The organism is Curtobacterium sp. MCBD17_035, from assembly GCF_003234815.2.
Taxonomy (GTDB): Bacteria; Actinomycetota; Actinomycetes; order Actinomycetales; family Microbacteriaceae; genus Curtobacterium.
Map to the genome: position 1 here is coordinate 848,707 of NZ_CP126279.1, position 11,976 is coordinate 860,682.

The 11,976-nt window shown below is 74.3% G+C and carries 11 protein-coding genes; 3 read left to right on the forward strand and 8 right to left on the reverse strand.

Annotated elements, in window-relative coordinates; genetic code table 11:
• The first annotated feature begins 54 nt into the window (after positions 1-54).
• Complete coding sequence (locus DEI93_RS04125; protein ID WP_111119783.1) at positions 55-966, forward strand: DMT family transporter; 912 nt, start codon at positions 55-57, stop codon at positions 964-966.
• 54 nt (positions 967-1,020) lie between these two features.
• On the opposite strand, the gene DEI93_RS04130 is transcribed toward DEI93_RS04125, so the two are convergent.
• Positions 1,021-1,863, reverse strand: coding sequence for a dienelactone hydrolase family protein (locus tag DEI93_RS04130; RefSeq protein ID WP_111119782.1), 843 nt, complete (start codon positions 1,861-1,863; stop codon positions 1,021-1,023).
• Between the two features lie 121 nt (positions 1,864-1,984).
• Entirely contained in the window at positions 1,985-2,890 is a 906-nt protein-coding gene (locus DEI93_RS04135) for a CE1 family esterase (protein ID WP_111119781.1), read from the reverse strand.
• Between the two features lie 97 nt (positions 2,891-2,987).
• Between DEI93_RS04135 and DEI93_RS04140 the strand changes: the two genes are divergently transcribed.
• Entirely contained in the window at positions 2,988-3,332 is a 345-nt protein-coding gene (locus tag DEI93_RS04140) for a MerR family transcriptional regulator (RefSeq protein ID WP_111011037.1), read from the forward strand.
• Between the two features lie 117 nt (positions 3,333-3,449).
• On the opposite strand, the gene DEI93_RS04145 is transcribed toward DEI93_RS04140, so the two are convergent.
• Genes DEI93_RS04145 through DEI93_RS04160 form a run of 4 tightly spaced genes read right to left on the reverse strand, consistent with a single transcriptional unit; the run spans position 3,450 to position 8,978 of the window.
• The gene (locus DEI93_RS04145; RefSeq protein WP_111119863.1) at positions 3,450-5,240 is read right to left on the reverse strand and encodes an ATP-binding cassette domain-containing protein; all 1,791 of its coding nucleotides are present in this window, start codon (positions 5,238-5,240) and stop codon (positions 3,450-3,452) included.
• A 35-nt stretch (positions 5,241-5,275) separates the two neighbouring features.
• Positions 5,276-6,175: an ABC transporter permease gene (locus DEI93_RS04150; protein ID WP_258372237.1), complete on the reverse strand. Its 900-nt coding sequence runs from the start codon at positions 6,173-6,175 to the stop codon at positions 5,276-5,278.
• Positions 6,172-7,293 (reverse strand): ABC transporter permease, encoded by a 1,122-nt coding sequence (locus tag DEI93_RS04155; RefSeq protein WP_349815071.1) that lies wholly within the window; start codon positions 7,291-7,293, stop codon positions 6,172-6,174. The genes DEI93_RS04150 and DEI93_RS04155 overlap by 4 nt, the downstream gene beginning before the upstream one ends.
• Positions 7,278-8,978, reverse strand: a complete 1,701-nt coding sequence (locus tag DEI93_RS04160) for an ABC transporter substrate-binding protein (RefSeq protein WP_111119780.1) — start codon at positions 8,976-8,978, stop codon at positions 7,278-7,280. The genes DEI93_RS04155 and DEI93_RS04160 overlap by 16 nt, the downstream gene beginning before the upstream one ends.
• Positions 8,979-9,009: 31 nt before the next feature.
• Between DEI93_RS04160 and DEI93_RS04165 the strand changes: the two genes are divergently transcribed.
• Positions 9,010-9,630 (forward strand): TetR/AcrR family transcriptional regulator, encoded by a 621-nt coding sequence (locus DEI93_RS04165; protein WP_111119779.1) that lies wholly within the window; start codon positions 9,010-9,012, stop codon positions 9,628-9,630.
• Positions 9,631-9,697: 67 nt separating this feature from the next.
• Here DEI93_RS04165 and DEI93_RS04170 read toward each other — a convergent pair whose 3' ends face one another.
• On the reverse strand, positions 9,698-10,792 hold the full coding sequence (locus DEI93_RS04170; protein ID WP_111119778.1) for an acyltransferase family protein: 1,095 nt from the start codon (positions 10,790-10,792) through the stop codon (positions 9,698-9,700).
• 84 nt (positions 10,793-10,876) lie between these two features.
• A complete protein-coding gene (locus DEI93_RS04175; RefSeq protein WP_111011041.1) occupies positions 10,877-11,953 on the reverse strand; it encodes a cation diffusion facilitator family transporter in 1,077 nt (358 codons plus the stop codon).
• Between the last annotated feature and the right edge of the window lie 23 nt (positions 11,954-11,976).

Genomic DNA, 11,976 nt, shown 5'->3' on the forward strand with positions numbered 1-11,976 from the left:
GGTCGACGCACGCTGCCGAGCGGGCGGCGCGACAGCGACGCGCGGAGGTCGGATGTGCTGACCGTGGTCCTCGGGCTGCTCGGCGCCATGACCTACGGGGTGTCCGACTTCCTCGGCGGGGTCGGGTCGCGGACGGCGCGGCCGATCATGGTCACGGCCATCGCCGCGGTCGTCGGCATCGTGCCGCTCGTGGCCGCAGTCCCCCTGCTGCACGCCCGGTTCACCGGCCACGCGCTCCTGTGGGGGTCGGTCGCCGGGGTCGCGGGCTCCATCGGCGTCCTGCTGCTCTACGCCGCGCTCGCGATCGGGCCGATGAGCGTGCTCTCGCCGGTCACGTCGGTGTTCGCAGCCGTCGTGCCCGTCGTCGTCGGTGTCGTCGCGGGAGTTCGACTCGGGCCGGTGGCGATCGCCGCGATCATCGCCGCCGTCGTGGCCGTCGTGCTCGTCGCCACCTCGGCGAGCGAGTCCTCGACGCCGCTGACCCTCCGCGGCCTCGGGATCGCCGCAGTGTCGGGATGCGGGTTCGGGGTCCTGGTCATCGCCTACGCCCGGACCGACGCAGCGGACGGGATCGCGCCGCTCGTCGTCGCCCGGGTGATCCAGGCGATCGTCATGTGGACGGGCGTGCTCATCGTCGTCGCACGATCACGACGCGCTGCCGCTGCTGCGCCCGCCGGAGCTGAGGGTTCGCGGGATCGCGCACCGCTCCTCCCGGTCCACCGGCGGTTCTGGGTCGTCGTGGTCGCGTGCGGGTGCTTCGACGCGTCCGCGAACGTGTTCATCCAGGCCGCACTGCACGTGTCCGACGATCCGGCGGCGCTGCCCGTGGTCAGCGTGCTGGACGCGCTCTACCCGATCGGGACGATCCTCCTGGCCGCGATCGTGCTGCGGGAGCGGCTGTCGCGCGTGCAGGTCGCGGGCTTGGTGCTCGGGTTCGCGGCGAGTGCGACGCTGGCGCTCGCCTGACGTGGACCGGCGCACGGCGCACCGGCGCTCGCCGGACCGTGCTCGACGCGTCGGTCAGGCAGGCTGCGTCTGCTCGCCAGTGCCTGCGGGCGTGAGCCGGTCGCGCAGGAACTGAACCGTACGGTCGCGGGCCGCGAGTGCGGGATGCCCGGGGACCTCCCGGACCTCGTTGGTGAGCACGGAGTGGGCGTGCGGGCCGAAACCGCCGCTGTTGCCGGGGGACGAGTCGAGCTCGATGACCTCGAAGGCGTCCCCGAGCCGACGCTTGAGTGTCTCGAACCGGGCGCGGGGCACGCTGCCGTCCTCGCTGAACCGCAGGCCGAGTGCACACACCTCGCCCGCGGCGGCACGCGCGGCGATGCGGTCGAACTCGGCCGTCGAGACGGGCCCCGGCGCGAGCTTGCGCGCGCGGCCGAGGGGGAACGGGACCGCGGGCTGACTGAGGACCGATGCCCTGACCGTGTCGTCGATCGCCGCCGCCAGCGCGAAGCCTCCGGTGAAGCACATGCCGATCACGCCGACACCCTTTCCCAGTGTCCGAGCCGCGAGGTCCGCGGCGACGGCGCGCAGGAAGTCGGTCACCGGTCGATGCGCGTTCACCGCGAAGGCGCGGAACTCCGCCGAGACGCACAGTCTGGCGACCACGCCGAGGGTGGAGGCGGGCGTCGCCGACCGATCCGGCTCACCGAAGGGCGATGGGACGACGACGGTGAAGCCGCTGTCGACCAGGTGCTCCGCGAGCCCGAGGACCTCGGGCGTGATCCCCGGGATCTCCGGGATGAGGACGACGCCGGGGCCGGTGCCCTTCTCGAAGCAGTCGTACGTCAGACCACCGCCCGTGAACGGTGAGCGCGTCCATCCGGTGAGGTCGGATCGAGGGGCGGTGCTGGCGGGCATGGCGACTCCTTCGTCGGTGGATGCAGCCTAGGGGGCGGTGCGCGGTGGGGTCCGTGCGGTCACCCGCGCTGCTCGGTCGACCCGCCGCTGCCAGCGCACCGTGCACTTCGTCGCCCGCCACTCACCCGGCGTGCCGGGAGGCCCGACTCCCGTCCTCCGCGCGGCGTCCGCCGATGCCGAAGAACGCCGCGGCCGCGGCCGCCACGGACAGGTCGTGACCGGTGCGCCCGAGGACGAAGGGCGCCCGCTTCGGCCCGGGGACCGTGTGCCCACCCCGGTGGACCGTGACCAGGCGGACGGGCATGCGCCCGTCCTCCCGGTGGTCGACCTGCTCCATCCATGTCGATCCGTGCCCGTCGGAGGGGATCCGGTCCACGACCCCCGGCGTGCTGATGCCGTTGCGCCGGGCGAAGTACGCGGCCGTGTCGCGTGCCGATAGGGCGCTGCCGCCGACCTTGAAGAAGCGCTGTGCCCACGGCTTCATCGCGCCACCGGCGTAGGGCGCGATCGGGTCGGCCGTGCCGTGCACGAGCAGGATCGGGAGCGGCGTCGTGGCAGGTGTCTCGGTGGGGAGCAGGAAATCGTCGCGCGTGGGCATCGTCGCGGCGACGACCGTGACGCCGGCCAGCAGTTCCGGTACCTCGTGCACCAGGCGCATGGCCATTTGGCCGCCGTTCGAGTAGCCGATGACGAACACCCGGTCCGGGTCGATGCCGTGGGTCGCCCCGAGGTCCCGGATCACGGCGCGGACGAACCCGACGTCGTCGATCCCCTCGAGTCGCGCCGGGAACCCGCTCTGCCGTCGGGCGTCGTTCCAGTTCCCGCGGTACCCGTCGAGGTACACGACCACGGCCGTGCCGCTCGCCGCGAACGCGTCGTACATGCCGCCCGTGAAGGCGCGGTGCTTCGCGCCGGTCTGCTTCGACCCGTGCAGGACGAGGACGAGGTCTCGGGCCTGCTGGGCCTCCAGATCGCCCACGATCGTCATCGTCCGCTGCCTGCCGTCCACGTCGATGGTGCTGCGCATGCCCGTCCTCCTCGTGCTCGTGTGCCCTGCTGTGTGCGGTCGGGAACGACGCTAGAGTCTGACATCGTGTCAAGGTCAAGCGAGGTGGGGGCGGCGGATGAACATCGGTGAGCTGAGTGCACGGTCCGGCGTCAGCGCCCGCTCGTTGCGGTACTACGAGCAGCAGGGACTCCTCAGCGCTCGCCGCAGCCCGAACGGCTACCGGACGTACACCGACGACGCCGTCGAGAAGGCGCGGGTCATCCGGACGATGTTCGAGATCGGGTTCTCGCGCGAGGACGTCCGGGCGGTCATCCCCTGCGCGACCGGGCGGCACGACACGGTCGACCGCCGCGCCGTCCGGGGCACGGTCGAGCGGATGCGCGACGACATGTCCGAGCGGATCGACGAGCTCGTCCGGACGCGTGCGGCGTTGACGGAGTTCCTCGAGCGCGGGGTGTGACCGCGCGGCGTGCGACCGCGGGAAGCGACTGCGGGGAGCGACAGCGCGGGGCGCGACAGGGGGGGAGCGACAGCGCGGGCGCGAGATGCGCGCCGGTCCTGACCGCTGACGCCCGACCTACCCCGCCGCCAGCCGCTCCGCCGCCGCCAGGAGCCGCGCCGTGACCGGGTGCGCCGGCCGCCCGAACACCCGATCGGCCGGCCCGGCCTCGACCACCCGCCCGGCGTCGAGCACCAGCACGTCGTCGCTCATCCGCCGCACCGCCGCCAGGTCGTGCGAGACGAAGAGCATCGCCGTCCCGCTCTCGCGCTGCAGCCGCTCGAGCAGCGCGAGCACCGCGTCCTGCACGGTGGCGTCGAGCGCGGTGACGGGTTCGTCGAGGAGCAGCAGGTCCGGTCCGGTCGCCAGGGCCCGGGCGATCGCGAGCCGCTGCCGTTGCCCGCCGGACAGGGTGCGGGGACCGCGGGGCCGGAGCGCGGGGTCGAGGTCGACCCGGCGGAGGGCGGCGTCCACGGCGTCGGCGACGGCACCGGCGGCACGTCGAGCGCGTCCCGCGGTGAGTGCGTCGACGAGCACCCGCTCGACGCTCCATCGCTCGTCGAACGTCGACCCGGGGTCCTGCACGACGGCGGCGATCCGGTGACGACGTGCCCGCCGCGCGGCTTCCGGGAGGGGCGCCCAGGCCGCGCCGTCGAGTCGCACCCGTCCGGTGGCCGGGTCCGTCAGCCCGAGGAGCACCCGGGCGAGTGTCGTCTTGCCCGACCCGGATGCGCCGACGACCCCGAGCGTCCGGCCCCGAGCCAGCGCCAGATCGACGTGCTCGAGCACGCTCCATCCGTCGTACCGAGCGCCGAGGTCCTCACCGACGAGCACCGGCTCACGGGCGGCTGACGGGGCCGGAGGCATGGCGTGCCTGGCAGGACCGGCGCCGACCGCGGGACCGGCGCCGACCGCGGGACCGGCGCCGACCGCGGGACCGGCGCCGACCGCGGGACCGGCGCCGACCGCAGGATCGGCAGGCACCGCGGGATCGGCCGTCGCTGCGGGCGGGGCCGCCATCGCGGAACCGGCGGTCCCACCGACCGGATCGGCAACCTCGGAACCGCAGCGCACCGCGACCCGCGCGTGCTCGGCCGCGGCGACGAGCGCCCGTGTCACGGGATGGCGGGGCGTCCGCAGGACGGAGGCGGTGCGCCCGCTCTCCACGATCCTCCCGTCCGTCATGACGGCGACGCGGTCGGCCCAGCCCGCGACGAGGCCCATGTCGTGCGTGATGAGGAGGAGTCCGGCGCCGGTGTCCCGGACCTGCCGCAGGGTCTCCATGACCGTCACGGCGATCCCCGCGTCGAGTGCGGTGGTGGGCTCGTCGGCGATCACGAGTGTGGGATCACCGACGATCGCGGCGGCGATGAGCGCCCGCTGCCGCATCCCGCCGGACAGGGTGTCGGCGCGCCGTCCGTCGCCGGCGAGCGCGGGGTCGAGACCGACCCGGTCGAGCGTGGCAGCGACCCGGTCCAGCCGCTCGCGCGCAGTGAGTCCGGTGTGGAGGCGGAGGGCGTCGGCGACCTCGCGGCCGACGGGGCGGAGCGGGTCGAGCGCGCCGAGGGCCTCCTGGCCGACGTACCCGACGCGATGGCCGCGGATCCGGCGCCACCGTCGCTCCGACGCGGTCCGCAGGTCCGCGCCGTCGAGTTCGAGCCGTCCCGCGGTGACGCGGGCGCCGGGTGTCGAGAGCCCGAGGAGGGCCCGCGCCGTCACCGACTTGCCCGACCCGGACGGGCCGACGAGCGCGACGCACTCGCCGGGCGCGATGCGGAGGTCCACGCCGCTGACGACGGTCCGGCCGTCGATCGCCACGGCGAGGTCGGTGACGTCGAGGACCGCGAGGACCGCGTCTGGCGTGTCCACGGACGCGCCGCCGGCGACGGGTGACCCGCCCGCGGTCACCGCGGTACCCCGAGTCGGCGGAGGCGACGCCCGAGGACGGTGACCGCGGCCGCGGTGACGACGATCGCGAGCCCCGGGAAGGCGCTCGTCCACGGGGCGGTGTCGAGGTAGGTCCGGCCGTCGGCGAGCATCGCGCCCCACTCCGGCGCCGGCGGCGGGGTCCCGAGGCCGAGGTAGCTCAGGGCCGACGCCCACACGACCGCCTGCCCGACGCCGAGGGTGCCGACGGCGACGATCGGCCACAGCGCGGTCGGCAGCACGTGGTGCACGACGATCCACGTCGGGCGACGACCGAGCAGCACGGCGGTCTCGGCCACGGAGGACGCCCGCGCGGTGCGGACGAGCCCCCGGACGATGCGCCCGTACCCGGGGGCGGTGGCGAACCCGACGGCGATCGTCGCGGGGACCGCACCCGGCCCGGTCACGGTGATGACGACGAGCGCGACGAGCAGGATCGGCAGGGCGAACCCGACCTCGAGCACCCGTCCGACCACGGCGTCGGCGATCCGGCCGCCGAGCCCCGCGACGAGCCCGAGGAGGACCCCGGCGACGCCGCCGACGAGTGTCGCGACGACGCCGACGGTCAGCGAGGCGCGGGTTCCGGCGACCACGCGCGCGAGGACGTCGCGGCCCGACTCATCGGTGCCGAACGGATGGAGCGGGGACGGCGCGAGCAACGCCTGCGCAGGGTGCACCGCCAGCGGGTGGGCGCCGCCGAGTGCGGCCGGCCAGACGGCGGCGAGGACGGCGAGGAGCACCACGACGGCGGCGACGCTCCCGGACGGTCCGAGGGCGCGGACCGTGCGTCGCCATGCGGTACCCGGCGCGCCGACGGTCGCGGGGACGGCATCGTCCACGTCGGCCGCCGGGAGGCCCGGGCCGACGATCCCGGTCACGGAGCGGCCCGCCCCGTGGTCGGCCGGGGAGCACCCGGGCGGGGCCGGCGGGTGCGTCGGACGGACGAGCCGGTCGGTGCCGTGCGGGTCGCCCGCGGGTCGACGACGCGTTCGACGAGGTCCGCGACCGCGAGCACCACGACGTACGCGAGGGCGGACACGAGCGCGATCCCGGCGACCAGGGGCATGTCCCGCTCGGTCACGGCGCCGACGAGACTCCGTCCGATGCCGGGGAGTGCGAACACGGACTCGACGACGACCGCGCCGGACACGAGCGACCCGAAGGCCCAGGCGCTCAGGGCGATCCCCGGCAACGCCGCGTGCCGCAGCAGGTGCCGGGAGAACAGGCCGACGGGGGACTCGCCTCGCGCTCGCGCCGCGAGGGCGAACGCGGACCGCTCGGCGTCGAGCACACCGTCGCGGATCGTCTGCGCCAGGTAGCCGGCCACGGGGACCGCGACCGTGACGGCCGGGAGCACCCATCCACCGACCGTGCCGTCGCTCACCGCGGGGGCCCATCCGAGCCCGGTCGCGAACACGACGATGAGCACGCTGCCGAGCCAGAAGTGCGGCGTCACGCTCGCCGCGACCGCGATCCCCGACGTCAGGGCGGCGGCGATCCGCCCACGACGGGTCGACCACCACGCGGCGACGACGGCCAACGCCCACGCGACGACGAGTCCGGCGAGCGCGAGCGTCAGGGTGACCGGGAGCTCCTGGGCGAGCAGGGCGGCGACCGGTGTGTGGAAGGTGTACGAGTCGCCGAGCCGCCCGGTGGCCAGCCGTCCGAGGAACACCGCGTACTGCACGACGACGGGGCGGTCGAGCCCGTACTCGGCGCGGACGTGCGCGACCGCGGCGGCCGAGGCCTGCGATCCGGGCCCGCCGAGGATCGCCTGCGCGGGGTCGCCGGGGATTGCACGGATCGCGACGAACACGATCGTCGCCACGGCCCAGAGGACGACGACCGCCCCGACGACCCGGCGCGCCAGCCAGGCCGCGGCGGTGCCGAGCCGGACCCGGGGAACGGGGTCGGGCCTCCCGGCCGGAGCGGCCGGACCGGCCGGAGCGGCCGGAGCGGCCGGACCGGTCGCGCCGTCCGTCAGTGGTCGATCCACGCGGTCCCGAAGTCCGGGGTGCTCACCGACGTGGTCGTGATGCCGTGGACGCTCGACCGGTACAGGAACTGGTTCTGCTGGTCGTACAGCGGCAGCACGGTGCGGCTCGTGAGGATCCGGTGCTGCGCCTCGGCGTAGAGCGTGGACCGCGTGGTCGGGTCCGTCGTGCGGGCGGCCTGTTCGAGCTCGGCGTCGAGCTGGGGCTCGGACAGCTGCGCGAGGTTCGCGAAGTACCCGGACGGCGCGGGCGTGATGCTCGCGCTGTCGTACAGGATCCGGAGCACGTCCGGGCCGACCTTCGTGTACGGGGCACTGACCACGTCGTAGTGGTTCGCGGCGAGTGCGGCGTACCAGCTGGACAGGTCGAGCTGTTCGATGCGGACGTCGAAGCCGACGGCCTTCTCGGACGCCTGGATCTGCTGGAAGAGGCTGCGCTCGGCCGGGATCGACTGGTTCGTCGACACCGGGAACGTGACGGTGAGCCGCTGGCCGTCCTTCGTGCGGACGCCGTCCGACCCGACCTTCCAGCCGTCCGCGTCGAGCAGGCGCTTCGCGGTTGCGGGCGAGGAACCGAACAGCCGCTTGTCGCTCACGGCGAGCGGCTCGACGCTCGACAGGACGGAGTACGACCGCTTCGCCGTGCCGAGGAACAGGGAGCGGATGCCCGGATCGATCTGCGCGCCGGCGATGAACGCCTTGCGCACCTGCTCGTCGCGGAACACCCCGTGGCCGGAGTTGAGCTCGAGCCGGTTCGAGGCGCCGGGCCGCGGGGCGTCGAGGTCACGGATGCTCCCCGTCGAGCTCGCCGCGTGCAGCTGGTCGGGCTGGGCGTTGTCGATGACGTCGACCTGGCCGGACTTCAGCGCCGCGTAGCGCGAGGTCGAGTCGGGCAGGAACCGCCAGGTGATCCCGGACAGCCGGGGCTTCGTGCTCGAGTTCCCGAGCGGCGTGAAGTGCGTGTTCCGGGTGAGGCTGACGTGGTCGCCGTGCACCCACTTCGTCACCATGAACGGACCCGTCCCCACCGGGCTGGCGCAGTTGGTCGCCTGCGAGCGGGCCAGCGCCTTCGGCGACTCGATCCCCACCCACGGCTGCGACAGCGACTCGAGCAGGGCGCTGTCCGGGCGGCTGAGGCGCAGCGTCACCGTGTGGGCGTCGGTCGCGGTCGCCGTCGCGATCGCGCCGAGGGCCAGGTACCCGGTGCTCGACGCCGTCGCCGGGTCCTGCACGTGCTCGATGTTCCGGACGACGGCGGCCGCGTCGAACGGCGTCCCGTCGCTGAACGTGACGCCCTCGCGCAGGTGGAAGGTCCAGGTGCGGCCGTCGCTGCTCGTGGTCCAGCTCGTCGCGAGGGCGGGCTGCGCCTTCCGGTCGCTGCCCATGGTGACGAGCTCCTCGATGTACTGCGACGCGAGGAGCGCCTGCGGGTAGTTGCCACCGACGTGCGGATCGAGGCAGGTCGGTTCGGCGTCGCCGGACGCGTACACGAGCGTCCCGCCGTGCGTGGGCGTGCTGCTGGCGCTCGGGCTCCCGCCGGAACACGCGGCGACGGCCAGGAGGACCGCGGTCGCGCCCGCCACGGTCGTCGCGGTGCGCGCGACGCGCTTCGAGCGGGTGCGGATCAGCGGGGGAGCGACCGCGGCGCGAACGGCGGAGGCGATTTTGTGTACCGGGTCCAAGAACATGTCCGGGTGAGTCTAGCGGTTGAATGGGGGCATGGCCGATCCGGAGGACCCACAGGCGGAGCGTGTGCGCCGAGCCGGCCGCCCGCGGCGCTCCTCGGCAGTGGTGCTCGCCGACGCCGCCGCCGAGCTCTTCCTCGAGCAGGGGTACGCCGGCACGACGGTCGACCACATCGCACAGCGTGCCGGGGTGAGCCGCGCCACGTTCTTCAACTACTTCGCCGCGAAGTCCGACGTCATGTGGCTGGAGCTCGACGAGGCCGTGGGCGAGATCCCCGCGCTCCTCCGCGTGTCCGAGGAGCGCTCGCCGGTCCGGGCCGTCGAGGACGCCCTGCTCGCCGCGGCCCGGCGGCACGACCCCCAGCGGGTGCCGTGGTCGATCGCCCAGGCCGAGGTCATGCGGATCGGCCCCGAGCTGGTGCAGAGCGCCGCGGCCCGGATCATGGGGCAGCACAGTGCGGTCGCCGCATTCGTCGCCGACCGCACGGGCGAGCGTCCGAGCGGGTTGTGGCCCCAGACGGTCAGCGGCGCGATGCTCGGCGCGGCGGCCGCGGCGTTCGGGGTGTGGGTCGCCGACGGGGTCGGGCGTGGACCCCTCGTCGAGTACGTGGCCGCGGCGCTGACCCCCGTCGCCGCGGGACTCGACGCGCGGTAGCACGCCCGCTGGACCCGTCCGGCGTCCGCTCGGGATCGTCCGGTGCTCCCTCGCCCCAGGTCGGCGCTCAGACGGCCACGGCGACCGGTCGTCGGTGCCGACGCGCGAGCCCCGCGCCCGCCCAGCGGTCCCCGGCGACCGCGAGCGCGAGGAGCGTCACGGCGGCCACCGCGAACGGTACCGGTCCGGTGTGCGGGAACCCCCACTGCACGAGCAACGGCCAGTGGAACACGTACAGCCCGTACGAGATCGACGCCAGGAACGCGGACGGCGCCGCGACGCGGGCCAGGCCCCGGCCGAGCGCAGCGGCGAGGGCGGGCCGTGCCCGCAGCGTCGGCGCCACGACCGCGACGAGCGTCACCAGGGCCGTGGCCACACCGAAGTGCCGGACCATGAGCAGCGGGTAGGCAGCGAACCCGCCGCCGGTGCCCAGACGGAGTGTCGTGCCCACGGCGAGCGCCGTGAGCGCCGTGAGCCAGAGCAGCTCCGGAGCGAGCGCGCGCGGACCGACCCGGTCCTGGAGGAACGCACGCGCCATCGCCGCGCCGGCCCACCACACGAGCAGGTACGCGAGCACGAGCACGGCGTGCCCGGGGTGCACCCTGTAGGCCGCGAACGCCGCGAGCGACACCGCGCCGACGAGGTGGGGGGTCAGTCGCGGCCACCGGTGCAGTGCCGACGCGAGGAGCGGGAACACCAGGTAGAACGCGATCTCGTACGACAGCGACCACAGGGCGAGGTTGTGGAACGGCGGGTCGACGATGACCCCCGGCTTCAGCGCCCCGTTGTCCTGCAGCGCCACGAGGGTGCCGAGGACCTGCCCGGGGTGGAACTCGGCCACGAGGTCGCGGTCCGCCGCCGCGACCCCGATCGACAGCACCAGTGCGAGCACGAGCGGCGGGTAGATCCGACGGAGACGCCGGAACAGGTACGCGCCGACCCCGCCGCGCCGGTCGAACTCGTTGGCGTACACGACGAATCCGCTGAGCAGGAAGAAGACCATGACGGCCTCCTGCCCGAACGCGAACACGTCGCGCAGGACCACGGGTCCGCCGTAGGCGTTGACCGACACGAGGTGGTGGGCGACGACCTCGAGCGCCGCGAGTCCGCGCACCGCGTCGAGGAACACCCGCAGGCCGCGGGGGAGTGCCGGTCGCGCCATCGGGACCTCCCGTCCGTCGACGCTGATGGTCCTCGGGGGCCGGTGGGGCGGTTCCCAGCCCCTGGGACGGTCGTGGAGGCCCGGTCAGGCGCGGAGGGTGCGCCCGTCGCCCGTGGCGACCTCCTCGAGGGTGCCGTCCTCGACGATCTCCGGCACGTCGCCGTCGTTGTCCGGCACCAGGCTCGCGTCGCCCGGCTGCGAGAGCGTGAGCACGGCCTCCTCGATGTAGGGGCTCGACTCGAGCTGTTCCTCGACCGCACGCAGCCGGAGCGCGACCTGCTCCTCGCGCTCGTTGCCCGCCATGTCGATCGCCGCGACGAGGTACACCCGGCTCGGCCCGACGAACTCGAGGTGCAGGTACGTCACACGCTCCACCTCGGGCTTGCGGAGGATCTCCGCGAGCACCGCGTCCTCGAGCTCGGGCGACGTCGACTCCCCGATGAGGAACCGCCGGTTCCGGTCGATGAGCACCACCGCGACCACGCCGAGCAGCACCCCGACGGCGATCGAGCCGAGCGCGTCCCACACGGCCGACCCGGTCAGCTGGTGCAGGAGCAGGCCGAGGAACGCGAGGACGAGACCGACGAGTGCCGCCGAGTCCTCGGCGAACACCGCGCGGAGCGTCGGGTTCGAGGACTGGAGCACGTGCCGGAGGATCGGCACCCGGCGTCGGGTCGCCGCGCCGTGGGCCTGCCGGAACGCCTGCAGGAAGCTCGTGCCCTCGAGGCACGCGGAGACCGCGAGCACGATGTAGCCGATGAGGACGTCGCGCGGCGGTTCGTCCGAGGTCAGCTCGCTGATCCCGTGGTAGATCGACACGATCGCGCCGGCCGTGAACAGCCCGAACGCCGCGAACATCGACCAGATGTAGGTCTCGCGGCCGTAGCCGAGCGGGTGGTCGGCGTCGCGCTGCTTGGCGCCCCGGCGCTCGGCGATGAGCAGGAAGATCTCGTTGCCGGTGTCCGCCCACGAGTGCGCCGCCTCGGCGACCATCGACGCCGAACCGGTCAACAACGACGCGAACGTCTTGGCGAGGGCCACGAGCAGGTTCGCGGCGAAGGCGATGACGACCGTGAGCAGGCTCTCGGGCTTCGGGGCGCCCGAGGCCGCCGCGTCCGGGTGGTTCGTGCTCTTGCGGTCCTCGGTCGCGTCGCTCACCATGCCCCCAGTCTGCTCCGCGGGCG

What these genes read in the sequence shown, in the direction of transcription:
- DEI93_RS04160 (WP_111119780.1), bottom strand. Translation starts at nt 8,978, where the DNA reads ATGTTCTTGGACCCGGTACACAAAATCGCCTCCGCCGTTCGCGCCGCG.
- DEI93_RS04165 (WP_111119779.1), top strand. Translation starts at nt 9,010, where the DNA reads ATGGCCGATCCGGAGGACCCACAGGCGGAGCGTGTGCGCCGAGCCGGC.
- DEI93_RS04135 (WP_111119781.1), bottom strand. Translation starts at nt 2,890, where the DNA reads ATGCGCAGCACCATCGACGTGGACGGCAGGCAGCGGACGATGACGATC.
- DEI93_RS04170 (WP_111119778.1), bottom strand. Translation starts at nt 10,792, where the DNA reads ATGGCGCGACCGGCACTCCCCCGCGGCCTGCGGGTGTTCCTCGACGCG.
- DEI93_RS04130 (WP_111119782.1), bottom strand. Translation starts at nt 1,863, where the DNA reads ATGCCCGCCAGCACCGCCCCTCGATCCGACCTCACCGGATGGACGCGC.
- DEI93_RS04175 (WP_111011041.1), bottom strand. Translation starts at nt 11,953, where the DNA reads ATGGTGAGCGACGCGACCGAGGACCGCAAGAGCACGAACCACCCGGAC.
- DEI93_RS04140 (WP_111011037.1), top strand. Translation starts at nt 2,988, where the DNA reads ATGAACATCGGTGAGCTGAGTGCACGGTCCGGCGTCAGCGCCCGCTCG.